This window comes from Nonomuraea sp. ZG12, from assembly GCF_052068115.1.
Lineage (GTDB): Bacteria > Actinomycetota > Actinomycetes > Streptosporangiales > Streptosporangiaceae > Nonomuraea.
On sequence record NZ_JBQHCW010000050.1, the window covers coordinates 1 to 23,432 of the forward strand.

General features: G+C 70.8%; 22 protein-coding genes and 1 pseudogene. 8 read left to right on the forward strand and 15 right to left on the reverse strand.

Annotated features, from left to right (window positions below):
- Together ACTMTF_RS48205 and ACTMTF_RS48210 are read right to left on the reverse strand one after the other, a co-directional pair.
- A pseudogene (locus ACTMTF_RS48205) lies at positions 1-758 on the reverse strand (SpoIIE family protein phosphatase); the annotation flags it as partial.
- 109 nt (positions 759-867) lie between these two features.
- The gene (locus tag ACTMTF_RS48210) at positions 868-1,482 is read right to left on the reverse strand and encodes a TetR/AcrR family transcriptional regulator (protein WP_441116826.1); all 615 of its coding nucleotides are present in this window, start codon (positions 1,480-1,482) and stop codon (positions 868-870) included.
- 72 nt (positions 1,483-1,554) lie between these two features.
- Between ACTMTF_RS48210 and ACTMTF_RS48215 the strand changes: the two genes are divergently transcribed.
- Positions 1,555-2,382 carry a class I SAM-dependent methyltransferase gene (locus ACTMTF_RS48215; protein ID WP_441116827.1) on the forward strand — a complete coding sequence of 276 codons (828 nt, stop codon included), beginning with the start codon at positions 1,555-1,557 and terminating at the stop codon, positions 2,380-2,382.
- An 88-nt stretch (positions 2,383-2,470) separates the two neighbouring features.
- Here the strand turns inward: ACTMTF_RS48215 and ACTMTF_RS48220 are convergent, their stop codons facing one another.
- Positions 2,471-3,166, reverse strand: coding sequence for an alpha/beta hydrolase (locus tag ACTMTF_RS48220; protein ID WP_441116828.1), 696 nt, complete (start codon positions 3,164-3,166; stop codon positions 2,471-2,473).
- Between the two features lie 77 nt (positions 3,167-3,243).
- Between ACTMTF_RS48220 and ACTMTF_RS48225 the strand changes: the two genes are divergently transcribed.
- The gene (locus ACTMTF_RS48225; protein WP_441116829.1) at positions 3,244-3,801 is read left to right on the forward strand and encodes a TetR/AcrR family transcriptional regulator; all 558 of its coding nucleotides are present in this window, start codon (positions 3,244-3,246) and stop codon (positions 3,799-3,801) included.
- Positions 3,802-3,825: 24 nt separating this feature from the next.
- Here the strand turns inward: ACTMTF_RS48225 and ACTMTF_RS48230 are convergent, their stop codons facing one another.
- Positions 3,826-6,630, reverse strand: coding sequence for an ATP-binding protein (locus ACTMTF_RS48230; protein ID WP_441116830.1), 2,805 nt, complete (start codon positions 6,628-6,630; stop codon positions 3,826-3,828).
- Between the two features lie 165 nt (positions 6,631-6,795).
- On the opposite strand from ACTMTF_RS48230, the gene ACTMTF_RS48235 reads away from it, so the two are divergent.
- From ACTMTF_RS48235 to ACTMTF_RS48245, 3 genes are read left to right on the forward strand one after another with little or no spacing between them, the layout of a single operon-like run.
- Complete coding sequence (locus tag ACTMTF_RS48235) at positions 6,796-7,152, forward strand: VOC family protein (protein ID WP_441116831.1); 357 nt, start codon at positions 6,796-6,798, stop codon at positions 7,150-7,152.
- A gap of 44 nt (positions 7,153-7,196) precedes the next feature.
- The gene (locus tag ACTMTF_RS48240; RefSeq protein WP_441116832.1) at positions 7,197-7,808 is read left to right on the forward strand and encodes a glyoxalase; all 612 of its coding nucleotides are present in this window, start codon (positions 7,197-7,199) and stop codon (positions 7,806-7,808) included.
- 55 nt (positions 7,809-7,863) lie between these two features.
- Positions 7,864-8,304, forward strand: coding sequence for an iron chaperone (locus ACTMTF_RS48245; protein ID WP_441116833.1), 441 nt, complete (start codon positions 7,864-7,866; stop codon positions 8,302-8,304).
- A 20-nt stretch (positions 8,305-8,324) separates the two neighbouring features.
- Here ACTMTF_RS48245 and ACTMTF_RS48250 read toward each other — a convergent pair whose 3' ends face one another.
- The 8 genes from ACTMTF_RS48250 to ACTMTF_RS48285 all read right to left on the reverse strand — a co-directional run bounded on the left by ACTMTF_RS48250 (position 8,325) and on the right by ACTMTF_RS48285 (position 17,095).
- The gene (locus ACTMTF_RS48250) at positions 8,325-8,978 is read right to left on the reverse strand and encodes an SAM-dependent methyltransferase (RefSeq protein ID WP_441116834.1); all 654 of its coding nucleotides are present in this window, start codon (positions 8,976-8,978) and stop codon (positions 8,325-8,327) included.
- A 205-nt stretch (positions 8,979-9,183) separates the two neighbouring features.
- Positions 9,184-9,954 (reverse strand): SDR family oxidoreductase, encoded by a 771-nt coding sequence (locus ACTMTF_RS48255; protein WP_441116835.1) that lies wholly within the window; start codon positions 9,952-9,954, stop codon positions 9,184-9,186.
- Between the two features lie 5 nt (positions 9,955-9,959).
- On the reverse strand, positions 9,960-10,535 hold the full coding sequence (locus tag ACTMTF_RS48260) for a ribose-5-phosphate isomerase (protein WP_441116836.1): 576 nt from the start codon (positions 10,533-10,535) through the stop codon (positions 9,960-9,962).
- A gap of 28 nt (positions 10,536-10,563) precedes the next feature.
- A complete protein-coding gene (locus ACTMTF_RS48265) occupies positions 10,564-12,291 on the reverse strand; it encodes a dihydroxyacetone kinase family protein (protein ID WP_441116837.1) in 1,728 nt (575 codons plus the stop codon).
- Positions 12,292-12,316: 25 nt separating this feature from the next.
- Positions 12,317-13,339, reverse strand: a complete 1,023-nt coding sequence (locus tag ACTMTF_RS48270) for an NAD(P)-dependent alcohol dehydrogenase (RefSeq protein WP_441116838.1) — start codon at positions 13,337-13,339, stop codon at positions 12,317-12,319.
- 65 nt (positions 13,340-13,404) lie between these two features.
- A complete protein-coding gene (locus ACTMTF_RS48275; RefSeq protein WP_441116839.1) occupies positions 13,405-14,460 on the reverse strand; it encodes a substrate-binding domain-containing protein in 1,056 nt (351 codons plus the stop codon).
- 59 nt (positions 14,461-14,519) lie between these two features.
- Positions 14,520-15,527: an ABC transporter permease gene (locus ACTMTF_RS48280; RefSeq protein ID WP_397006474.1), complete on the reverse strand. Its 1,008-nt coding sequence runs from the start codon at positions 15,525-15,527 to the stop codon at positions 14,520-14,522.
- On the reverse strand, positions 15,524-17,095 hold the full coding sequence (locus ACTMTF_RS48285) for a sugar ABC transporter ATP-binding protein (RefSeq protein WP_441116840.1): 1,572 nt from the start codon (positions 17,093-17,095) through the stop codon (positions 15,524-15,526). The genes ACTMTF_RS48280 and ACTMTF_RS48285 overlap by 4 nt, the downstream gene beginning before the upstream one ends.
- Before the next feature lie 369 nt (positions 17,096-17,464).
- On the opposite strand from ACTMTF_RS48285, the gene ACTMTF_RS48290 reads away from it, so the two are divergent.
- Positions 17,465-18,223: a DeoR/GlpR family DNA-binding transcription regulator gene (locus ACTMTF_RS48290; RefSeq protein WP_397006479.1), complete on the forward strand. Its 759-nt coding sequence runs from the start codon at positions 17,465-17,467 to the stop codon at positions 18,221-18,223.
- A gap of 81 nt (positions 18,224-18,304) precedes the next feature.
- Here the strand turns inward: ACTMTF_RS48290 and ACTMTF_RS48295 are convergent, their stop codons facing one another.
- Entirely contained in the window at positions 18,305-19,801 is a 1,497-nt protein-coding gene (locus tag ACTMTF_RS48295; protein WP_441116841.1) for a SulP family inorganic anion transporter, read from the reverse strand.
- A 229-nt stretch (positions 19,802-20,030) separates the two neighbouring features.
- A complete protein-coding gene (locus tag ACTMTF_RS48300; protein WP_441116842.1) occupies positions 20,031-20,420 on the reverse strand; it encodes a MerR family transcriptional regulator in 390 nt (129 codons plus the stop codon).
- Positions 20,421-20,665: 245 nt separating this feature from the next.
- Between ACTMTF_RS48300 and ACTMTF_RS48305 the strand changes: the two genes are divergently transcribed.
- Positions 20,666-21,895 carry a GNAT family N-acetyltransferase gene (locus tag ACTMTF_RS48305; protein WP_441116843.1) on the forward strand — a complete coding sequence of 410 codons (1,230 nt, stop codon included), beginning with the start codon at positions 20,666-20,668 and terminating at the stop codon, positions 21,893-21,895.
- A gap of 72 nt (positions 21,896-21,967) precedes the next feature.
- Here ACTMTF_RS48305 and ACTMTF_RS48310 read toward each other — a convergent pair whose 3' ends face one another.
- Positions 21,968-22,717 carry a glucose 1-dehydrogenase gene (locus ACTMTF_RS48310; RefSeq protein WP_441116853.1) on the reverse strand — a complete coding sequence of 250 codons (750 nt, stop codon included), beginning with the start codon at positions 22,715-22,717 and terminating at the stop codon, positions 21,968-21,970.
- A 372-nt stretch (positions 22,718-23,089) separates the two neighbouring features.
- Here ACTMTF_RS48310 and ACTMTF_RS48315 point away from each other — a divergent pair, with 372 nt between their 5' ends.
- Positions 23,090-23,431 (forward strand): ArsR/SmtB family transcription factor, encoded by a 342-nt coding sequence (locus tag ACTMTF_RS48315; RefSeq protein WP_441116844.1) that lies wholly within the window; start codon positions 23,090-23,092, stop codon positions 23,429-23,431.
- Position 23,432: the final 1 nt, after the last annotated feature.

Genomic DNA, 23,432 nt, shown 5'->3' on the forward strand with positions numbered 1-23,432 from the left:
GCGGCCCGGTAGCGGTCTTCGTAGAGGGGGTCGTCCAGCCAGGGCAGTGCCTTGCACAGGCGTTTGCCGACCATCTCGGACGGATTCGCGGCGAGCAGGTCGGCGGCCGTGGCGGTGACGAGGCTCACCCGCGCGTGCGCGTCCAGGTGACAGTAGCCCTCGGGCAAGGAGTCGAGGCATGCCAAGGCTGTCAGGCAGGCGTCCGAGCGCGGCCGGTGAGCGGGAACCGGGTCCAGGACGCGAGGCGGGAAGCTGGGGACGACCGGCTGTCCGCCCTCACTCGCCCGGCGGAGCAGGCGCCCCATTTCAGCGCAGATGCCGTCGATGATGTCGAGCCGGCGCCGGCTGAGCCGGGGTTCGCCTCCCGTGGGCCAGCCCATGACGATCCCGCCCCAGACGACACCGCCGGCGCAGACGGGCGAGGCGGCCAGCGCGAAGTCGTACGGCAGCGACAACGCCGCCGCTGGGAATTCACGCGCCAGGACCGCCCGGTCGCTCAGCCAGACCAGCCTCTGCTCACGCACCGCCACCGCGACCGGCATGGAATCGTGCACCCTGATCCTGGCCCAGGTCCGGGCGATGGTGGCGGGAAAACCGATCGTGGCCTGCATCTGCAGGAGGTGACCGTCCGCGGCCAGGACGTACACCATGCCGATGTGCGCCCCGGTGCTGAACACGGCTTCGACCAGCAGATCGTCCAGACGAGACGACGTGTCCGCCGCCCCCGGGAACGCGGCGCTATCCCCTGGCCACGCCACGATCCGTACAGCTTCCGCGCAGGGCACCCGACAAGCGTTCCAACCACCCCATATCGGCAGGATACGCCCATATAGGGCGGCCAGTCGGGTCGCGCCGGTGGCATGAGCGTTACCGGCGCCCCTGGTCCGGTCGTCGTTGCACGGCGTCGGCGATGACCGCTGTCACGAACTTGCTGACGGCCGCTGCGGTCGGTGGGCCGGGGTCGCGGTCTGCGAACAGCAGATGCCCCCCACCGACCAGGGAGAGGGTGAGTGAGTCGATGTCGGCGTCGGCCGCGATGCGGCCCAGTTCGCGCTCGTCCGTCAGATAGGCGGAGACTGCGGTCGTGGCCTGGGCGAGGATCGCGATGCCGCCTCCGGGTCTGGCTTGCCGCAGCCGTGCGCGCAGCTCGTCCCGGAAGGTGATGAGCGGGAGGATCGCCATCGGTATCGGTCCGAACAGGATGGTCAGCCCGCTGGTGAGGTTGCCGGCCACCGTGTCGGTGCCGACGGACTCGCGCAGCACGCTCGCCTGCGTCTCGAGCTGCGCGGCCCGGTCGAGCACCAGGTCGGTGAGGAAGGCGTCGAAGTCGGCGAAGTGCCGGTGCAGGACGCCTTTGGCGCAGCCCGCCTCGTCGGTGACGGCCCGGCTGGTCAGCCCGTTCGGCCCGTCCCGCAGAAGCACTCGTTCGGCAGCGTCGAACAGCTGCTGCCGCGCGTCGCGAAGGTGCACGCCAGTCGGCACTCAGAGATCCTTTCGTGCGTCGACCCGCCGGCACGCATTGCCTAGTGGGCACACGCCCACTAAAGTGGGCACGTGCCCATACTACCTCGAGAGCGCCCAGAGCCGTCCCCATCGGAGCCGCACAAGGCCCGGCGGATGGCCGAGTCGTTCGGCGTGGACGCGCAACACTACGACCAGGCCCGGCCCGGCTACCCCGATGCGTTGGTGGCGCGGATCGTCGCCGGGAGCCCCGGGCCTGACGTGCTCGACGTCGGCTGCGGCACCGGCATCGCCGCCCGCCAGTTCCAGGCGGCCGGCTGCGCCGTGCTCGGCGTCGAGCCCGATGCGCGGATGGCCGACGTCGCGCGATCCCGTGGCCTGCGGGTCGAGGTGTCGGCCTTCGAATCCTGGCAGCCGGCCGGCCGGACGTTCGACGCGGTCATCGCCGCCCAGTCGTGGCACTGGGTGGATCCGGTCGCCGGCGCGGTGAAGGCCGCACGCGTGCTGCGCCCAAGAGGACGGCTGGCGATCTTCGGGCACGTGTACGAGCCGCCTATCGAGGTGGCCGAGCCGTTCGCCGCTGCCTACCGGCGGGCGGCGCCCGACTCCCCGCTCAACGGCCAACCGGCCCGACGTCCGCTCGACCTCTACCAGGCGATGTACGCGAAGCTCGCCGACAAGGTCCGCGAGACCGAACAGTTCACCGATTTCGACCAGTGGCGATTCGACTGGGAGCAGTCCTACACGCGCGACCAATGGCTGGACCTGCTACCCACCACCGGTGGTCTCACCCAACTCCGTCCCGATCAGCTGGCCGAGGTGCTGGGCGCGGTCGGGGCCGCCATCGACTCCCTGGGAGGCAGCTTCACGATGAACTACACCACCCTGGCCGCGACCGCCGTACGCACCGGCACCTCCTGAGTCCATCCATCGAAACGCTGCGGAGATCGCCCAGGCGCTGCCGCCGACGTCCGAGAAAGCCGCCGGGACGGCTGGTCCGGGGCTGCCGTCACAGGCTCAGCAGCAGGTCCCGGACCGCCCTGGGCTGGGACAGGAACGGGTGGTGGCCGGCGTCGAGCTCGACGACGGCGCCGGCCCGGCGGGCGAACTCGCGCTGCAGCCGCGGCGGGGTCCCCCTGTCCTGAGCGCAGACGAGGTACGTCGAGGGCACCTGCTGCCATGCGGCCGCCCCGACCGGTTGCCCGGTCACCCGCACGCTCTGCCGGGCGAGGTGGTCCGCCGCCCGCTCCTGGACCTCGGGGTCGCAGTCCTGCAAGAACGTGTCCACGAGCAGCTCGGGGCGGACCTCGAAGGTGCCGGCGTCGGGATCGACGTCGAGGAACGGGGCGGGGCCGCCGTCCCCGAACTCCGACAGGCTCTGCCCGACCTCGGGCAGGTAGCTGGAGACCAGCAGCAGGTGGCGCACCGACCCGATCCCCGCAGCGGCTTCCGCGGTCACGATGCCGCCGTAGCTGTGGGCGACCACGACGGTCGGCTCGTCGCCGTCCTGCAGCACCTGCCGCACCGCGGCGACGTCCTCGGGCAGTCCAGGACCGCCGACGCCGCCGGGCACGCCCGCCTCGCCACAGCTCGGCAGCGCCGGGGCCACGCTGGGCACCCCCCGCTCCCGCAGCAGCTCGGCGGTGCGGTGCCACCACCACGACCCGTCCCGTACGCACGCTCCGTGCACGAACACGACTCTCATCGCCACCTCCACGTCAGCCTCGACCGCTTCCTCCGGCGACTATAGACGTAACGATTATTACGTGAAAAAGTAGGGCCGTGGGCAGACGACCGCAACCGGACATCAAGGAGAGGCTGCTCGATGCCTGCGCCGATCACGCCCTCGCGCACGGCCTCCCCGACCGGCTCGAACCGCTGGCCACCGCCACCGGCACCTCGACCCGCATGCTGATCTATCACTTCGGCACCCGCGACGCCCTGCTGCGAGCCGTCCTCGGGCGCGCGCGGCAACGTCAGCTCGACGCCTTCGGTGATCTCCTGCGGGTGCGACCGGACGAGCCGTACACCACCACCCTGAGCCGCGCCTGGACCTCCATCACCGGCCCGGACGGGCAGCCGTACCTGCGGATGTTCGGTCAGTTGCGCGAGAGCGCGGAGCAGCGATTGTGGCCCGACTTCCGGCGCACCGCGACGACCGACTGGCTGGGGCCGCTCGGGGACGGCCTGCGCAGCATCGGCCGGCCGGATCTCGCGACGCTCGTGCTCGCCGTCATCCGTGGTCTCCTCATGGACCTCGACGCCACCGGCGACGCCACCCGCACCGACCGGGCCTTCCGAGACTTCCTCGGCGCGGTCGAGCACCTGTCCAGCGACTGAGATCGGCCGCGCTTGCGGCGGACATCACTCCGAGGTCGTCGTGGATGCCGAGGCGATCATCGGGGCGAAGCCGAGATCGGCCAGCGTGGCCGCGCCGCGGGCGGCGTGGTCGCCGCCGGCGAGCACCAGGGTCCGCGCCGACTGGTAGCGACAGCCGGCGGTGTCGAAGGCGTCCGCCGTGGCGAGCAACCGCTCCCGGTCATCGTCGAGCAGCGCTTGGGCCCGCTCCACCAGGGCAGTGGCGACCGGGTTGCCGGCCACGACGGTCCGGGCCTCGGCCAGGCGGTCGCGGGCGTCTGAGCTCCTGGCGAGCACGGCGGCTTCGGCGCGCAGCGCCACATACCAGTGGAGCCAGATCCAGGTCACCCATTGCCACACCTCGCCGGGCTCGGGCGCCAACCGCTCCACCGCCTCCGGCGCCTGCCCACTGTGGAGCAGAAGCATCGCGTCGAAGACCGCCCCGTAGCCGTGGGTGTTCCTGGGTGAGGGGTCGAGCTGACTCAGCAGCGCGCTCCATTCGCGCCAGGCGTCCTGGTCGTCACGTAGGCCGTGGATCGTCGCCACCGCGGCGGCCGGTGGGCCGAGGACGGAGCCGGCGGGACCGTCGGCGCGCTGCCACGCATCGAGGAACCGGATGCTGCCGGTGAGTGTCCCCTCGATGTCGCCCGCCAGCGCGTCCGCCACAAGGAGCCAGCCCGTGGCACGGTGGCCGACCTCCGCCAGCAAGGGGTGATCCGCGAGTTGCCGTGCCCACCGGCGGGCACCGGCCAGGTCGCCGGTGCCGAGGCTGGCCTCGGTGGCCTCACCGAGCGCCTCGATCAGCTCGTGGGTGCCGGCCGGGGTATCCGGTGTGGACGAGAGCAGCGTGACCCGGCGCCGGGCCGTGCCGGCGGCGGCGAACGTGTCACCGGCCCAGCTCTGGGCGCAGGTGAGCGTGTCGAGCGCGGCGGACTCGGCGAGCGGGTCGCCGGTGCGGTGAGCGAGTTCGACCGCTCGTTCGGCGCGGGCGATCGTCATGGGTACCGCGTTGTCGTTCAGGCCCGGCGTGGCGCCGATCTCGGTGAGCGCCCGCCCGGCCTCGGCCAGCGCCAGCGCGGCCTGGGCGGCCGGGTCGTCGCCGGCCAGCTCCCGCGCCTGAGTGATGAGCGCCAGCGCCTCTTCCGGCGGCAGATTCCGGACGAACTTGCCAGAGAACCGGTAGGCGTCGGCGGCGGCGGTCGCCAGATCACAGGCGGCGCCGACGGTGTCACCGGATCGGCGGGCGGCATCCGCGGCCGCGCGGCGCAGGCGGTACATGTCGTCACCGTGCATCCGGCATCCGGCCACGGCCGCGGCGTGCCGGAGCATCGACGCGCCGGCGGCGGGGTCGTCGGCGAGCGCGGCGGCCTGTTCATAGCGCCCCTGGGACTCGCCGATCAGATGCCGGGTGAAGGTCAGCTCCGCCATGAAGCGGGCGAGGCGGTACGCCTCCGCGCGTCGTTCCGGCCGGTCGGCGGCCCATGCCAGGGCGGCGCGCAGATCGTCCGCCACCGCGTCGAACCGGGCCCGCCAGTCCGCTGCCACCACCGCCAGCTCGGCGGCCATGGCCAGGCACCAGCGAACGTGGCGGGATCGAGCGTCGTCCAGCTCCCCGGCCTCGGTCAGCCGCTCCGTCCCGTACTGGCGGATGGTCTCCAGCGCCCGGTACTGGGTCCCGCCCGGGGACGCCGTCACCACCAGCAGGCTCTGTTCGGCCAGCCGGGCCAGTCCCTCGGCCGCGATGCCTTCCTCGGACCCGGCCACCTCCGCCGCCGCGGCAGCGGTGAACGGTGCCACGAACACCGACACCTGACGCAGCAGCGCCCGGTCGGCCGGTTCCAGCAAGGCATGGCTCCAGTCCAGCGCTCCCCGCACCGAGCGGTGCCGCTCATCGGCACGGGAGCCGCCGGTGAGCATCCGCAGCGGGTGGGACAGGGCGGCGTTGATGCCGTCCAGCCCGAGCGTGGGATACCGGGCGGCGGCCAGCTCGATGGCCAGCGCCATCCCGTCCAGCCGCTCGCAGATCGAGGCGATCTGATCGCGCAGCGCGGGATCCGGCGACCGGCCCACCGCCGCCGCCCGCTCCGTGAACAACGCGACCGCGTCGGACCCGCCGTCGGCGGGCAGCGACAGCGGCGGGACCGGATACACCCGTTCGAACGGCACCATCAGCCGTGCCCGGCTGGTCGCCAGCACCGTCACCCGAGGGCACGTCGCCAGCAGCCGCTCGAGAAACAGCGCCACCCCGTCCACCACGTGCTCGCAGTTGTCCAGCACCAGCAGCGCATGACGGTCGGCCAGCGCGGCGCCCACGGACTCGGTCATGTCGCGGCCGGGCTGCTCACCGAGGCCGAGCGCCCCGGCGACCGCGGTCGCGATCAGGTCCGGATCGGTGACCGGGACGAGGTCGACGAACCACACCCCGTCGGCGTACTCGCCGGCTGCATCCGCGGCCACCGCCAACGCCAGCCGGGTCTTGCCCACTCCGCCGGGACCAGCGGCGGTCACCTGACGATGCCCCTTGAGCATCTCGGCCAGCTCGGCCCGCTCGCCGACCCGGCCGACGAACGAGGTCAGCGGAGCCGGCAGAACCGGTGCCGGATGAGACGGGCCGGCGGCCGGCTCGGGCGCGCGCTGGGCGAGCGCCCGCCGATCCGGCAGCTCCAGCTTGCGCAGCAGCGAGGAGACGTGACTCTCCACGGTACGCACCGAGATGGACAGCCGTGCCCCGATCTCCGCGTTGCTGAGGTGGGCCCCGACCAGTTCCAGGACCTCGGTTTCCCGAGGCGAGATGTCCACTGTTGCCGTCACTGTCCCAGTTTGCAGCATCCCTCCGGAACGGCCACCGTACGCGCTCCGTGCTGTCGATCCGTGGAGCGGTTCCGTGGTCGGCACGGATGTGGATCGGCCCGGCCAGGACAAAGCTGTGAGTACGCACACAGCGGGACGATCTGCCCCACTACCTCAGGAGTGATCATGACCGGCTCTTCCCCCGAGGGAATCAGGACCGTGCTGCACCCCGTGTCCGATCTGACGAAGGCCAAGGCGGTGTACGCGGCCCTGCTCGGTACCCCGCCGCGAACCGACTCGCCCTACTACGTCGGCTTCGAGGCCGAGGGCCAGCACATCGGACTGGTGCCGAACGGTGGACCGCAGGGCATGACCTCGCCGGTGGCCTACTGGCACGTGCGGGACATCGAGGCGAAGCTCGCCGAGGTCACCGCCGCGGGAGCCACCGTGAAGGAGGCCGCGCATGAGGTCGGTGGCGGCCGCCTGGTGGCCACCGTCACCGACCCCGACGGCAACGTCCTCGGGCTGATCCAGGACCGATGAACACCGGCTCGCCCACAGAACCCACCTCACGCAAAGGACCTGCCATGACCTCGTTCGACACCGTCACCCTGGAAGTTCCCGACCCCACCGCCGCACAGGCCTTCTACGACGCCTTCGGCCTGGGCCCTTACGTGAACGTACGCGCCTCGGACGCGCCGGCGACCGGCTTTCGCGGGTTCGCGCTGTCACTCGTGGTGTCCCAGCCGGGCAACGTCGACGCCCTCATCGGCGCCGCCCTCGACGCCGGCGCCACGGTGCTGAAGCCGGCCACGAAGGGGTTCTGGGGCTACGGCGGCGTCGTACGGGCTCCGGACGGGACGATCTGCAAGATCGCGACCGCGAAGAAGAAGGACACCGGCCCCGCCACTCGCCACATCGACCAGATCGCGCTCCTGCTGGGAGTCGCGGACGTCAAGGCGAGCAAGCGGTTCTACGTCGACCGCGGCCTGACCGTGGCCAAGAGCTACGGCGGCAAGTACGTCGAGTTCGACACCCCGTCATCGGCCGTCACGCTGGCGCTCTACCCGCGCCGCGCCCTCGCCAAGGACACCGGCCTCCCCCAGGAGGGCACCGGATCCCACCGCATCGTGATCGGCGGCGACGCCGCGCCCTTCACCGACCCCGACGGCTTCGTCTGGGAAGCCGCATCCGCCTGAGGCACGCGACCGTCTCACCGTTCCACCACCACGATCATCTCAAGGAGAAACGACCATGAGCGGCACCTACCAGGGATTCACGGCCGAAGAGCAGGCCGCGATGAAGGAGCACGCCCAAGGACAGAAGAAGGCGGCACGCCGCGGCTCACGTGCGGACAAGGCGGCGCAGGACCAGGCCGACGTGATCGCGAAGATCGCCGAGATGCAGGACTCGGACCGGATCATGGCCGAGCGGGTCCATGCCGTCATCACCGGCAGCGCCCCGGCCCTCGCGCCGAAGCTCTGGTACGGGATGCCCGCCTACGCTCTGGACGGCAAGATCGTCTGCCACTTCCAGAGCGCGGCGAAGTTCAAGTCACGGTACGCCACGCTCGGGTTCAGCGATCTGGCGGCCCTGGACGACGGCACGATGTGGGCCGCCGGTTTCGCGCTGACCGAGGTGACGGCCGAGGTGGAGGCGCGGATCAGCGCACTGGTGAAGCAGGCGGTGAGCTGAGGGGGGCCAGGCCGGGGGCCTCAGGACGTACGCCGGGCCAGCAGCGTGGAGTCGTGTACGTCCACCGTGACGCCGTCGCGGGTCATCGTTCGCGGCCGCTGTTCGGCCACCAGGACGTCGAAGCCGTCCGGCAGGGCGGGCAGCAGTTCCTCGGCCAGGAACATCGCCTTGCGCCGGCTCTCCGTCAGCTGGGTGAACACCTCGGACGGCGCGTGACCGACGACGAGCAGATGCCCACCGCGCGCGACGGCCTCGGCCAGCCGACGGGTCACCTCCACCATGCCGCCGTTCGGCGGGTGCAGGAAGTGGCTGGTGACCAGGTCGTAGGTCCGGCCGCCCGCGGCGAAGGTCCTGGCGTCGACATGCCACCAGTCGATGCGGTCGGCGACTCCGGCCTGCTCGGCGTGCCGGGCGGCGCGGGCCAGGCCGTTGGCGGAGAAGTCGGCCCCGGTGACGGTCCAGCCTCGCCCCGCCAGCCAGATCACGTCCCCGCCCTCGCCACAACCGACGTCGAGCGCCGTGCCCGGCGTCAGCCCGGTCGCCTCGGCGACGAGCTGCGGATTGGGAGCGCCGCTGAAGATCTTCTCGGGGCCGGAGTAGCGCTCGTCCCAGCTCGGCGGTTCGAACATGGCGTCAGCCTCATGTTCGGTGAGCCCATGGTCGTGTCCGCTCATCAGGTGGTTCCTTCCGGTGCTGTGCCGCGGCAGCCCTGGCCGGCAGGCCACAGGACGCGTTGTCGTCTCTGCGCACCAGCATCCTGAACCCTTCCGACGGTGTCGATCTTTCTTGCCGTTTCGGCAACGGCGAGCGCCGAGCCGTGGCCCGCACCGGCCGCCGGCGCGGGCTCCACCGTCGTCATCGGCACGATCAGCGGCGCTGTCAGCGGATGGTGTAGCCGCCGTCCACGATGATGTCCGCGCCGTTGATCATGTCGGCGCCGTCCGAGGCGAGGAACAGCGCCGTGGCGGCGATCTCCCCCGGGTAGGCGAAACGGCCGGTGGGGATCTGGGCCTTCAGCGCGTCGCCCTTGGGGCCGTCCCACGCCTTGCGGCCCAGCTCGGTGAGGACGACCGTGGGGGAGATCGTGTTGACGGTCACGCCCCGGCCGGCCCATTCGGAGGCGAGCACCTTCGACAGGCCGACCACGCCGAACTTGGAGGCGCAGTACGCCACGTGCTGGTCCAGCGCGACCGTGGCGGCCTGTGACGCCAGGTTGATGATCTTCCCGCCGCCGGCGCCGAGCATGTGCCGGCCGACCTCCTGGCACACCAGGAAGGTGCCCTTCAGGTTGATCCCGATCGTCCGGTCGAACGCGCTGACCTCCAGGTCCTCGGCCGGGGCCAGGATCGCGACGCCCGCGCTGTTGACCAGGATGTCGATCCGGCCGAACGCCTCCAGGACCGCGCCGACCGCCGCGCGCACGGCGGCGGGGTCCGACACGTCACAGGCGAACCCGGCGTGCGTCTCCCCCAGCTCGGCCGCCTTCTTCCTGGCCGCCTCGCCGTCGATGTCGACCACGGCGACCCGGGCGCCCTTCACCGCGTACGTGTCCGCGATCGCCGCGCCGATCCCCGACGCGCCGCCGGTCACCAGCGCCACCTTGCCGGTGAGCCCGAAGCTCAGGTCGGGCGCCTTCTCCGCTGCCGTCATGTCCTCTACTCCTCGCAGTCGGTCTGGACGCTCTTCTGGGAGCGCGGTTCGGTGCTCAGCATGGCCGTGCGCACCAGTTCCTCACCCTGCCGCAGGGTCTCGGCCTGGTCGGCCTGGTCGTGCCCGGCCTCATAGTTCAACAGGGTCCGAACCTTGGCCGCGGAGCTGGAGTTCTGGTCGAAGCGGTAGTCGAGCCATTCGGCGGCCAGGCGGCGGGCCAGCTCCAGACCGACGACGCGCTGCCCGAAGCACAGGATCTGGGCGTTGTTGCTCAGCACGGACCGTTCGACGGAGAAGCTGTCGTGTGCCGTCACCGCGCGGATCCCGGGCACCTTGTTGGCGCTGATCGCGACTCCCAGCCCGGTGCCGCACACCAGCAACGCACGGTCCGCTTCGCCGGCGGCCACCATTCGCGCCGCCATGACCGCGATGTGCGGATATGGCGTCGTCTCCTCGGCCCCTACCCCGATGTCGACGACCTTCTCCACCCGGTCATCGCCCTCCAGATCGGCCCTCAGGGCGTTCTTGTACTCCAGACCGGCATCGTCGCAACCGACGATGATCCGCCATTTGTGAGGCATGGCCCCCCATCCCTTCGTGTCGTGCAACTCAGCGGGCGAGCGACAGCACGCCCGAGACAGCGCGGGCGCACAGGGCGAGAGACGTCGCCCCCGCGTCCGGGGTGCCGACGCTGCGTTCGGCGAGCGGGCGCGCCCGGCCGACCAGTGGGCGCAGCTCCGCGGTCGCGAGCGCCGCGACCTCGCACACCTCGGCGGCCTCACGCCAGGCGGCGGCGAGTTCCGTCCCGCCCCGGACCCGCTCGGCGAGCGCGTCGGCGAACGGCGCGAACGCGTCGATCATGGTCTTGTCCCCCGGCCGCGCACCGCCGAGGCGCTGGAGCGCGTCCAGCCCGGCCCGTACGGCGTCCGCCACGTCGGCGCCCGCGATCTCCTCCCGGTCGTCGCCCAGCCGCTCGCCGATGGCGCAGAGCGCGGCGCCCCACAGGACGCCGGACGTGCCGCCCGCCTTGGCGGCCCACGCCTCGCCCGCCGCGACCAGGACCGACCGCGCGCCCGCTGCGGCGCCGGCCGCGTCACGGGCGGCGGCGAGCGCCGCCGCCGAGCCCTTGACCATGCCACGTCCGTGGTCGCCGTCACCGGCGACCGCGTCGATCCGGCCCAGCTCCCCCTCGGCCTCGGCCATGGCCGCCGCGACGGCCTCCAGCCCCGCGACGACGACCCGGCCGCAGGCGCGGGACCCCGGCGTGCTCGGGCTGACCGCCGCGGCCGCCTCCGCAGGCGCGGACGCGGTACGCCGGGCCGGCGCCGCCGTACGCGGCTCCACCCGCCCTCTCCGGTACGCCGGCGTGTCCGCAGGCGCGCACCACAGCCGCTCCAACTCCTCGTCGAGGAAGACCAGGGTCAGCGAGCACCCGGCCATGTCCAGGCTGGTCACCAGCTCGCCCACCTCCGGGGCGACGACCTGGAGCCCTTCCTCCGCCAGGAGCCGGGCCACGGTGCGCCAGACGACGAACAGCTCCTCGTACTTGGTGGTGCCGAGGCCGTTCAGGATCGCGGTGACCCTGGTGCCGGACCCGGCGGGCTTCTCCGCCAGGACGCCGGACACCAGCCGCCGCGCCAGGTCCGCCGCCCGGGGCAGCGCGTCCTCGCCCACGCCCGGCTCGCCGTGGATGCCCAGGCCGACGCCCATCCGCCCTGCTGGGACGGTGAACAGCGGCTCGGTACCGCCGGGCATGGTGCACCCGCCGAAGGCGACCCCCAGGGTGCGGGTGCGGTCGTTGGCGTGCCGGGCGACCCGCTCGACCGCGTCCAGGTCGTAGCCCGCCTCGGCGGCGGCGCCCGCGACCTTGAACACGACGAAGTCACCGGCGATCCCACGGCGTGCGTGCACGTCCGACGGCGGCGCGCTGGCGATGTCGTCGGTGACGAACACCACCCGGGTGTCGATGCCCTCCTGGCACAGCCGCTGCTGGGCCAGGGTGAAGTTCATGACGTCACCGGCGTAGTTGCCGGTGGAGAAGATCAGGCCGGCCTCGCCCGCCGCCGCCTTGCCCACCGAGTACGCGTCCTGCGCCGACGGGGAGGTGAAGATGTTGCCCACGACGGCGCCGTCGGCGAACCCGGGCCCCACCACGCCGCAGAAGGCGGGGTAGTGCCCGGAACCGCCGCCGACCACGACCGCGACCTTGCCCGGCGGCGTCTCGGTGGCCCGTACGACACCGCCAGGCACACCCGCGACGCTGCCCCGGTGCACGTCCAGGAAGCCGGCGAGCATGTCGTCGGTGAAGGCGCTGGGATCGTCGTACAGACGAGTCATGATTGTTGTCCCTTCGGTCGCCAGATCAGCGCTGCGGATTGATCACCGATTTGACGGCGAGAGGGTCTCGCTCGCCGGCGAGCAGGGCCGCCTCGGAGTCGGCCAGCGCGAAGTGGCCGGTGACCAGGGTGTCCACGTCGACCCGCCCGGAGGCGGCGAGCGCGATGGCGGTGGGCCAGGTGTTCGCGTAGCGGAACGTGCCGGTGAGCTCGATCTCGCGGCTCTGGATGTGGGTGAGCGGCAGCGGCAGCCCGTCGTCGCCCATCCCCACCAGCACCGCGCGGCCCGCCCTGGCCAGGCTGCGGATGCCGTCGCCGGTCGCGCCCGGGTGGCCGGAGCACTCCAGCAGCACGGTGGGTTCGAGGCCCGCGTCGCGCAGCGAGGTCTCGCCGACGTTGATGGTCGCCGTCGCGCCCAGGTCCTCGGCGAGCTTGAGGCGGTGCGGGTTGAGGTCGGCCACCACGATCTCGGTGGCGCCGAAGGCGCGGGCGCACTGGGTGGCGACCAGCCCGATCGGGCCGGCGCCGGTGATCAGGACCCGGCTGCCCGCGCCGACCTGCCCCTTGCGGTTGGCCCAGACGCCGACGGACAGCGGTTCGAGCAGCGCCGCCGCGTCGTCCGAGATCGTGTCCGGCACCGGGTGCGCGAACGCGGCGTGCACGGTGACGAACTCGGCGAGTGAGCCGTCGAACGGCGGCGTGGCGAAGAACCGCATGTCCGGGCAGAGGTTGTACCGTCCGGCGAGGCACTCGGAGCAGGTCAGGTCGGGCACGCCTGGCTCGACCGACACCCGCTGGCCGACCCGGGAGGCGTCCACGCCGGCTCCCACGCCGACGATGACGCCCCCGGACTCGTGGCCGAGCACCATGGGTCGTTCGACCACGAAGTCGCCGATCCGGCCGTGCTGGTAGTAGTGCACGTCGGACCCGCAGACCCCGACCGCCGTGATCCGCACCAGCACCTCGCCGGGCGCCGGCTCCGGTACGGGACGCTCCTCGATGGCCAACTGCTGGATTCCACGCAGGACCGCTGCCTGCATCGTGGTCATGATGTTCTCCTCGGCTACGCGCTGCTCGGGCTGGTACGGGGTGCGGGCGGACGCCCGCACGCCGCCTATCCGGCCAGTTCTTCGTTGGCGATGTCGCCGGTCTTGAGGTTCGCCTCGATCAGCGCGGGCAGCTGGCCCAGGAACTCGTCCTTCTTGGTGACGACGTGCTCCATGTAGGTGTCCACGTTCTCGGGGGTGACCTGGGGCATCAGGTAGACCGGGTTCTTGTTGACCTCCTCGCCCTTGGCGATCTTGGCCGCCACGGCGAGTCCGGTGGCCAGCTCGACGGTGCCGTGCTGGAGGTTGGTGCCGATGAAGTCGCCGCTCTTGACGGCGTTCAGGCCGTCCTCGATGCCGTCGACCCCGACGATCGGGATCTTGAGGCCGGCCTCGCGGGTCGCCTGGAGGGCGCCCAGGCCCATGTCGTCGTTCTCCGCGACGATGCCGTCGATCTTGTCGCCGAAGCTGGACAGCCAGTTCTTCGTCTTGTTGACGGCCTCGTCGCGCTTCCAGTTGGCCGTGTCCTTGGCCAGGATCTTGATGTCGGGGTACTTGGCCAGCACGTTCTCGATGCCCTTGGTACGGTCCAACTCGCCCGACTGACCCAGCGGGCCCTGCAGGACGACGATGTTGCCCTTGCCCTTGAGCTCGTCGGCCATCATCTGCATTTCCTGCTCGCCGGCCTTGACGTCGTCGGGCAGCACGGTGCCGGCGAGGTCACCGCTGGCGAGTCCGGCGTTCACGGCCAGGAAGGGGATGTCCTTCGCCTTGGCCGCGGCGACCTGCGGGCCGAGCGAGTCCGCCTGCACCGGGACGACCATGATGGCGTCGACGCCGGCGTTGATGAACTGGTCGACCTGGTTGGCCTGGGTGGCGACGTCCAGGTTGGCCGAGTTCCACAGGACTTCGATGTCGTTCGCCTTGGCGTACGCGTCGATGCCCGCCTTGCCGGCGGTGATGAAGGACGACATGTCGTAGACGCTGATGCCGACGCGGACGCCGCTCGCGTCCGCTGCCCCGGCCTCACCGGTGTTGGCGCTGGTATCCCCGGCTCCGCAGGCGGAGGTGGCCAGCATGGCCACGCCCACCGCCGCGGCGGCGAATGCACTCTTGATGCGCATGGAAACTCCTTCGTACAGGGGGGTTGTTCGCTGGATGGACGTGGAAGGCCTGACGACGGTCAGACCCTGCGTTTGGCGGACCAGACGTCGACGGTGACAGCGGCGACGATCAGGGTGCCCTTGATGACGCTCTGCCAGTAAGCGGGCACCAAAAGGATGTCCAGGCCGTTGTTGAGGGTCTGGATCAGGAACAGGCCGAGCGCGGTGCCGATGATGCTGCCCCGGCCGCCGAGCAGGCTGGCGCCGCCGATGACGACGGCGGCGATGGCGTCCAGCTCGTAGCCCTGGCCGAGGTTGGGCGGGCCGGAGATGACCCGGGAGGCGAGCATCACGCCGGACAGGCCGGCGAGCAGGCCACTCAGGGCGTAGACGCTGAACAGGATCCGGGTGGTCTTGACACCGGCGATCTGCGCGGCGACGGGGTTGCCGCCCACCGCGTACACGCGCATGCCGTAAGAGGTCCGCTTCATGATCAGGGCCAGCGCCAGGATGCCGACGATCATGACGATCACCGGGATCTGCAGGCCGAGGATCTGGTTGTTGGCGATCTCACCGAAGTTCTGCGGCAGGCCGTTGATCGGCGCGCCCTGGCCCACGACGTACGCCAGCCCGGACGCCGTGGTGAGCATGCCGAGCGTGGCGATGAAGGGCGGCACGTTCACCTTGGAGACCAGGAAGCCGTTGATCGCGCCGGCGGCGAGCCCGACGAGCATGGCGACCACGAGCGACAGCCACAGGCGTTCGGGATGGTCCTTGACCGTCGCCGCCGCCGCCATCGCGCTGAGCGCGATCACGCTGCCCACGGACAGGTCGATGCCGCCGGTGAGGATGACCAGCGTCTGACCCAGCGCGATGAGGGCGAAGGGGGCCGCGGCGATGGCGATCGTCTGCAGGTTGTCGGGGGTGCCGAAGCGCGCGCTCCGGTAGCTGAAGTACGCGATGATCAGCAGCATCACCCACACCATGGCGTGGCGGATCAACTGGTCGCGGACCCACGGTCCGGAGGGGCGCCAGGCCAGGAGCCCCGCGGCCGTTCCTCTGTCCGGCGCTGACTCCTGGGGGGTCATCGGCCGTCCTCCTTGCTTGCTGTCGGGGTGGGTTGGCGATCCGGGGGCGGTGGATCGGCCGAGCCGGGGCTCAGGCCCGCGGCCAGCCGGAAGATCGAGTCCTGGACGTTCGGTGCGGACAGGTCGTCGCGGCTCAGCTCGCCCGCGACCGCTCCGCCGCGCATGACGAGCGCGCGGTGCGCGAGGCTGAGGATCTCCGGCATGTCGGAGGAGGCCATGATCACGGCCATCCCGGAGGCCGCCAGTTCGGTGATGATGCGGTAGATCTCGCTGCGGGCGCCGACGTCCACGCCCCGGGTGGGCTCGTCGAGCAGCAGGACGTTCACGTGGCCGGTCAGCCAGCGTGCCAGGACCACCTTCTGCTGGTTGCCGCCGGAGAGGGTGCCGACCTGCTGGGACAGGCCGCGGCTGCGCAGCTTCACCGAGTCCATCGCGGCGCCGACCTTCTTGGTGCGCTCGCGTTGCCGCAGCCAGCCGCCGAGGGTGAAGCCCGACAGGCGCGGCAGTGAGCCGTTGTCCAGCACGTTCATGGACAGCACGGCCCCGGCGCCCTTGCGGTCCTCCGGGACCAGGGCCATGCCGTGGGTGATCGCGGCGGCGGGGGCGTTGCGCTTGACCGGCTTGCCGGCGACGGTGATGGTGCCCTCGGTGCTCTTGCGCACGCCGAAGATCGCTTCAAGCAGCTCGGTCCGGCCTGCGCCGACGAGGCCGGCCAGCCCGAGGATCTCGCCGCGGCGCACGGTCAGGTCCACCGGCCGCGCGTAGCCGCTCACCTGCAGCCCGCTGACCTGCAGGGCCACCTCGTCGCCCGGCGGGTGCAGCGTGGGGAAGAAGTCCTGCAACTCGCGGCCGATCATCGCGTGCACGATGTCGTCGTCGCTGATCTCGCCGATCGGCTGGTCCAGGACCAGCCCTCCGTCACGCAGGACGACCACCCGGTCGGCCAGGGCGCGGATCTCCTCCATCTTGTGGGTGGTGTAGAGCATGGCGACGCCCTGCTCGCGCAGCTTGCCCACCACGGCGTACAGGCGGTCGACCTCGCGCTCGGAGATGGCGGAGCTGGGCTCGTCCAGGAGCAGGACCTTCGCGCCGCCGGTCGTGCTCTTGGCGATCTCCACGAGCTGGCGCAGGCCGACCGGCAGCCGCCGCATCGTGGCCTGCGGATCGATCTCGACGCCGAACACGTCCAGGATCTCGCGCGCCTTGCGGGCCATCGCGCGCCGGTCGAGCAGCCCGGCCCGGGTACGGATCTCCCGCCCGATGAACAGGTTCTCGTACACCTTCATGTCCATGATCGGCGCGAGCTCCTGCGGGATGATCGCGACTCCCTGCCGGTGGGCCGCCTGCGGGTCCCCCTGGGGCAACGGCTCGCCGCCGACCAGGACCTGGCCCCGGTCGGGCCGCACCTGACCGGACGCGATCTTCATCATCGTCGACTTGCCGGCGCCGTTCTCACCCGCCAGCGCGGTCACGGAACCGGCCCTGAGAGTCAGAGAGACGCCCTTCAGTACGGGCACGCCGCCAAATGCCTTGGCCAGATCCCGGCACTCCAAAGCGACATCTTCCACGACTGATCTCCAGACCCGGCCTCGGCGGCTCGGTGTGCGGTGGGGCCCGCTCCTCGGACGGTGGCCGTCCGGCAGGTCGGCCGCCACCCTCCGGGCTCCCGGACGGGACCCGTAGTTGTTGTTTCATGTGAACATCACACGAAGCGACATCCCCACGTCAAGAGTACGTTGCCCACTTGTTACATCTGACAGAAGGTGCGGCGAAGCCGACATCCCACCGGTCGGGGCCGCAAATCCCCTGGTGGACGGGCCTTGAAGTCATCCGCCGGATCATTTATCGTTCACACGCCAGCAGGCGGACGCTGCCTCCAGCCGAACCCACCTGTGTGACAATTGACAAGATTGAACACCGAAGGAGACGGAGACGGCATGGTCGTCAGGAGCACCGTGAACCTCGAAAGCAGACGTCAGGCGCTCGCCGACCTGCTTTCGTCCAGCGGCAGCCTGCGCATCGAGGACCTGGCCGCCCGCTTCGAGGTCAGCACCATGACGATCCGCAGGGACCTGCAGGCGCTGGAGGACGAGGGTTTGGTCCGCCGGGTGCGCGGCGGCGCGGTCAGCTCGGCGCAGCCCTTCGAGGCACGCCGGACCCGCGCCGGGCGGGCGAAGGAGGAGATCGCGCGGAAGCTGACCAGCCTGGTGCCCTCGGGCGGGGTGGGGATCTGCATGGACGCCTCCTCCACGCTGTGCGTCCTCGCCGGTTCGATGCCCCGCTCGGAGAACCTGTCCGTGGTCACCGACGGCATCGAGACCTTCCTGACCCTGACGCGCGACCCCCTCGTGCACGCGTACCTGACCGGCGGCCAGAAGGACCCCAACGCCGGCAGCCTCATCGGCCCGGTCGCCTCCCTGGCGCTGAAGCAGTTCTCCTTCGCGCGCGCCTTCCTGTCCGCCGCCGCGGTGGACCCGCACTTCGGCACCAGCGAGTTCAGCGCCGAGGAGTGCGAGATCAAGCGGCTCATGGCCGAGCTGTCGGACCACGTCGTCATGGCCGTGGACTCACAGAAGCTCGGCACGGGCGCCGCCGCCCGCTGCCTGCCCTGGGACGGCATCGACCTGATGGTCACCGAACTCGACGTCTCCGACGACCGCCTCGACCCCTACCGCGACCACGTCGAACTCCTCTGACCCCGGCGGCGACCAGCCGGGATCCCCGGCTGGCCCAGGTCGTCATCGACGCGCTGCGCGACGTCAACCGCGCCAGATGTGTCAGTGGCCGCTGAGCCGGCCGGCGAGCGTGTCGTGCAGTGCCGCGCTGGGCTGGTTGAGGCCGATGATGGTGACCTTCTTGCCGCGGGCGGCGTACTTGGTCTCCACCGCGTCCAGGGCGGCGACGGAGGAGGCGTCCCAGATGTGCGCGTCGGTGAGGTCGATGACGACGTCGTCGGGGTCGGTGGCGTAGGAGAACTGGTAGACCAGGTCGTTGCTGGAGGCGAAGAACAGCTCGCCGGTGACCGCGTAGACGACCTGCTTGCCGTCGGGGTCCAGGCAGGCGGTGACGTTGGCCAGGTGGGCGACGCGACGGGCGAAGATGACCATGGCGGTCAGGCTGCCGACGACCACGCCGATGGCCAGGTTGTGGGTGGCGACGACCACGGCGACGGTGATGACCATGACGCTGATCTCGCCCCAGGGCATCCGCCTGAGGGTGGCCGGGGCGATGGAGTGCCAGTCGAAGGTGCCGACCGAGACCAGGATCATGACGGCGACCAGGGCCGCCATCGGGATCTGCGACACCCACGGGCCGAAGACGATGCACAGCACCATGAGCAGCACGCCGGCGGCGAAGGTGGAGATCCGGGTGCGGGCGCCGTTCTTCACGTTGATCATCGTCTGGCCGATCATGGCGCAGCCGCCCATGCCGCCGAAGCAGCCGGTGACGATGTTGGCGACGCCCTGGCCGATGGACTCGCGGGTCTTGTTGGAGTGGGTGTCGGTGATGTCGTCGACGAGCTTGGCGGTCATCAGCGACTCCATCAGCCCGACGAGCGCGAACGCGATGGCGTACGGCATGAGCAGGGTGAGGGTGTCGAGGGTGAACGGCACGTCGGGCAGGCCCGGGACGGGCAGCGAGGACGGCAGGACGCCCTTGTCGCCCACGGTCGGCACGGCCAGGCCGGCGCCGAGCGTGATCGCGGTCAGGATGGCGATGGACACCAGCGGCGCGGGCACGGCCCGGGTGATGCGCGGGAAGAACACCATCAGCGCCAGTCCGCCCATGACCAGCGGGTAGACCACCCACGGGACGCCGGTGAGCTCCGGCACCTGGGCCATGAAAATGAGGATGGCCAGCGCGTTGACGAAGCCGACCATCACGCTGCGCGGCACGAACCGCATCAGCTTGGCCACCCCCAGCGCACCCAGCACCACCTGGAGAACGCCACCGAGAATGACCACGGCGACCAGGTGGCCGAGCCCGTACTCGCGGGCCAGCGGCGCCACCACCAGCGCGATCGCGCCCGTCGCCGCCGAGATCATGGCCGAGCGCCCGCCCACGACGGAGATGACCACGGCCATGGTGAACGAGGCGAACAACCCGACGCTGGGATCCACACCGGCGATGATCGAGAACGAGATCGCCTCGGGGATCAGCGCCAGCGCCACCACCAGGCCGGACAGCAGCTCCACACGCAGCACGCGGGGCGTCAGGTGACGGAGATCGGGCAAGGACGGACGGCGCGCGAACACGCCGGTACGAGCAGACAACAGCACATCCCTACAGGCGGGCGGAGACCGGCCACGGCGTGACCGATGCATGAACGAGAAGGCCGGACGCGCGCTACCGCCCAGGCTCACGCAGGAGTGTGGCGGGCATGTGACGCGGCGGTGTCGCCGTCGTGTCGAGCAGGCTCGCAGAGGAGCGCGTCCTCACCAAAGGTACTCTCACGTAAGGGTTGGAGTCAGGCGATCGCAGCGTGACAAAGGTCTCATCCGGTCAGGCGGAGGGTGCGGCCCGCATCCGCTGACGGCGCAGTTGCTCACCGAACTCCCTGGCCATGGCCAGCTGCTCCCGCAGCTTGTCAGCCCGCTCGGCCACCGCGCGCTCGAACATCTGCAGCCGATTGATCAGCGTCGGATCGTCGTCCCCGGCGCCGAGCCGGTCGGTGATCTCCAGCAGGTCACGCATCTCCTCCAGGCTGAACCCGAGCGGCTTCATCCGCTTGATCAGGGCCAGCCGGCCGATGTCGGTCTCGCTGTAGAGGCGGAAGCCGCCGGGCGTGCGCTCGGGCACCACCAGGCCGACCTCCTCGTAGTGCCGGATCGTCCGCAAGGACAGCCCGAGCCGCTCGGCCACCTCGCCGATCTGCACCAGCCCGTCCGGCATCCGTCCTCCACATCGAGTTCGCCCGTACGCATGCTTCTGGGCAAAACCTACCCTTACGTCAGCTTAACCTTTGCGGGCATCGGATAAGGAGCCGAGAGGTTCTGCTGACGATACCCCGCTTGCCGGCACCGGCCTCGCCCTGACGAAGCGGGCGGCGCCGGCCAGGGCCACCCGACCTCCGGGGCTGGACCACGGGAATATCATCGATTATCGTCGATCAACGATGGCTAGTGAGGAGATCCGCCATGGCACACGATGAAGTCGTCCGGCGCTACTCCGGTCTCGCCCGTGCCGCGTTGACCGGCGAGACCGTCGTCGACTGCGCCACTGACGAGTTCGGCGAGGGCCACTTCGGCACCGCCGGCTACGACGACACCTCCGGCCTGCCCGGCGGTGCGCTCAGGGCCAGCCTCGGCTGCGGCAACCCCGTCGCCGTGGCCGAGCTGCGTGCCGGGGAGACCGTGCTGGACCTGGGCTCCGGCGGCGGCATCGACGTGCTGCTCTCGGCCCGCCGGGTGGGTCCGTACGGCAAGGCCTACGGGCTGGACGCCAGCCCCGACATGATCGAGCTGGCCCGGCGCAACGCGGCGGAGGCGGGCGCGGCGAACGTGGAGTTCCTGCACGGCACGATCGAGGACATCCCGCTCCCCGGCCGGACGGTCGACGTGATCATCTCCAACTGCGTGGTCAACCTGTCCGACGACAAGGCGGCCGTCCTCTCCGAGGCGTTCCGGGTGCTGCGGCCCGGCGGCCGCCTGGGGATCAGCGACGTGGTCACCGACGGCGACACCGATCCCGTACGGCGCGCAGCCGCCGAACGCCGGGTGGGCTGCGAAGCCGGCGCCCTCAGCGTGCCGGAGTACCGGGACCTGCTGCGCGCGACCGGGTTCGTCGGTGCGACGATCGTTCTCACCGCGGATCACGGCGATGGCGTGCACTCCGCGATCGTCCGGGCGGCCAAGCCCGCCATCGGCCCCGGCCTGGAGATCCGCCCGATGCGCGATTCCGACGCCGAGCAGGTGCTCGCCATCTACCAGCTGGGCCTGGACACCGGACAGGCCAGCTTCGAGACCACCGCGCCGAGCTGGGCGGGCTTCACCGCGAACAGACCGGCGAACCTGCGCCACGTCGCCGTCGACACCGAGACCGGCGACGTCGTGGCCTGGGTGGCCGCCTCACCGGTCTCCAGCCGGCCGGTCTACGCGGGTGTCGTCGAGCACAGCATCTACGTCCACCCCGGCTGCCAGGCCCACGGCATCGGCCGCTCGCTGCTCGCCGCCTTCATCGCCGCCTCAGAAGAGGCGGGCGTCTGGACCATCCAGTCCGGGATCTTCCCCGAGAACGCCGCCAGCCTCTCCCTGCACCAGGCGCTCGGCTTCCGGGTCGTCGGCACCCGCGAGCGGATGGGCCGCCACCACGGCGCCTGGCGTGACGTACTCCTGATCGAACGCCGCAGCGCGGTGGCCGGAGCCTGACCGGCACCCGATGTCATGAGCGCCCACCGACGATCGTGCGGTGACCGTCCGAGATCCCGCGCCACAGTGGTGCTACTGAGGCAGGCCCTGGTAGTCGGCCTGGCCGGCGATCTGTCCGCCGTCGCCGGCCACCTCACTGCCGGTGACGAACCGGGCGTCGTCGCCGGCGAAGAAGAGCACGATCCCGGCAATGTCATCCGGCTCGCCGACCCGGCCCAGCGCGACGTTGCTGGTGTCGAAAGTGACGCCGGCGGTCATCGGGGTCTTGATCTGCCCGGGGTGGACGGCATTCACTCGGATCCCATACGCGCCCAACTCCAGCGCGGCGGTCTTGGTCAGGCCACGGACCGCCCACTTGGAGACGACGTAGCCGGACATCCTGGGCACCCCCTGCAACGCTCCGACGGAACCGATGTTGACGATCGATCCACCGCCGGCCCGTTTCATGACCGGGACCACGGCCTGGATACCGTTGAAGACACCGATCAGGTTCACATCCAGCGTGCGTTGCAGCCGCGCGGCGTCCCACTGCTCCAGGGGAGCCGGATCCGCGATGCCCGCATTGTTGACCAGGATGTCGACGGAGCCGAACCGCGTTTCGGTCCGGTCGACGACCCGGGCCCACTCCTCCGGAGACCGGACGTCGAGCTTCTCGATGATGGCATTTGGTCCGAGTTCGTCGGCGAGGGCCTGCGCCGCGGCGACGTTCACGTCGGCGATGACCACGTTCGCGCCCTCGGCGACGAGCCGCCGGACGACCGCGCCGCCCATCCCCATCGCGCCGCCGGTGACCAACGCCGTCTTTCCTACTACTCGCCCCATGGCGAGCTCCTTTCCTGCGTCCTTACGGACGACGAAGCCGTTGGCGGCCGTCCACACAGGGTCATCCCTGTCCGGGAGCGGCTGGTGGAGTGCCATGCCGCGACTCTCTCCGACGGTGTCGAAGGTTGACGCGTCGACTTCGTTGAATATAAGTCATTGAATATCAGTCAATCAAGTATTCACTTCAATGACGGCCGCGCGCGGCATCGACGTCTCACGCGAGTACCCCAAGCCGTGGACCGAGGAGATCGTCGCGATCACCATGGGCTGCGGCGGCGCTACTCCGACCTGACCCAGTGCCACGAGCGTGAATAGATGTATGTCAATATAGACAGGAGTCGACTTCGACCGAGGTCTATACGGGGAGATCGCATGGAACTGCTCGAACTCCTGGAGTGCAGCCCGCCGCTGGCACGCGAACCGCTCGACGCCGAGCAGGCCGCGGGGGTGGCGCGGGTGTTCAGGGCACTGGGCGATCCCGTACGGCTGCGCATTCTGTCGATCGTGGCCAGCCGTGAAGGTGGCGAGGTGTGCGTCTGTGACATCACCGACGCCTTCGAGCTGTCCCAGCCGACGATCAGCCATCACCTGAAGGTGCTCAAGGAGGTCGGCCTGCTCACCTCCGACCGGCGTGCCTCCTGGGTCTACTACCGGCTGGTGCCCGAGACGCTCGCCGACCTGTCGGCACTGCTCAGCACGCCCGCCACGGTCTAGG

Bases quoted from the DNA above. Each gene is read 5' to 3' on its own strand.
- ACTMTF_RS48220 (WP_441116828.1), bottom strand. From the start codon at position 3,166: ATGAGAGTCGTGTTCGTGCACGGAGCGTGCGTACGGGACGGGTCGTGG.
- ACTMTF_RS48235 (WP_441116831.1), top strand. From the start codon at position 6,796: ATGACCGGCTCTTCCCCCGAGGGAATCAGGACCGTGCTGCACCCCGTG.
- ACTMTF_RS48240 (WP_441116832.1), top strand. From the start codon at position 7,197: ATGACCTCGTTCGACACCGTCACCCTGGAAGTTCCCGACCCCACCGCC.
- ACTMTF_RS48245 (WP_441116833.1), top strand. From the start codon at position 7,864: ATGAGCGGCACCTACCAGGGATTCACGGCCGAAGAGCAGGCCGCGATG.
- ACTMTF_RS48250 (WP_441116834.1), bottom strand. From the start codon at position 8,978: ATGAGCGGACACGACCATGGGCTCACCGAACATGAGGCTGACGCCATG.
- ACTMTF_RS48255 (WP_441116835.1), bottom strand. From the start codon at position 9,954: ATGACGGCAGCGGAGAAGGCGCCCGACCTGAGCTTCGGGCTCACCGGC.
- ACTMTF_RS48260 (WP_441116836.1), bottom strand. From the start codon at position 10,535: ATGCCTCACAAATGGCGGATCATCGTCGGTTGCGACGATGCCGGTCTG.
- ACTMTF_RS48265 (WP_441116837.1), bottom strand. From the start codon at position 12,291: ATGACTCGTCTGTACGACGATCCCAGCGCCTTCACCGACGACATGCTC.
- ACTMTF_RS48270 (WP_441116838.1), bottom strand. From the start codon at position 13,339: ATGACCACGATGCAGGCAGCGGTCCTGCGTGGAATCCAGCAGTTGGCC.
- ACTMTF_RS48275 (WP_441116839.1), bottom strand. From the start codon at position 14,460: ATGCGCATCAAGAGTGCATTCGCCGCCGCGGCGGTGGGCGTGGCCATG.
- ACTMTF_RS48280 (WP_397006474.1), bottom strand. From the start codon at position 15,527: ATGACCCCCCAGGAGTCAGCGCCGGACAGAGGAACGGCCGCGGGGCTC.
- ACTMTF_RS48290 (WP_397006479.1), top strand. From the start codon at position 17,465: ATGGTCGTCAGGAGCACCGTGAACCTCGAAAGCAGACGTCAGGCGCTC.
- ACTMTF_RS48300 (WP_441116842.1), bottom strand. From the start codon at position 20,420: ATGCCGGACGGGCTGGTGCAGATCGGCGAGGTGGCCGAGCGGCTCGGG.
- ACTMTF_RS48305 (WP_441116843.1), top strand. From the start codon at position 20,666: ATGGCACACGATGAAGTCGTCCGGCGCTACTCCGGTCTCGCCCGTGCC.
- ACTMTF_RS48310 (WP_441116853.1), bottom strand. From the start codon at position 22,717: ATGGGGCGAGTAGTAGGAAAGACGGCGTTGGTCACCGGCGGCGCGATG.
- ACTMTF_RS48315 (WP_441116844.1), top strand. From the start codon at position 23,090: ATGGAACTGCTCGAACTCCTGGAGTGCAGCCCGCCGCTGGCACGCGAA.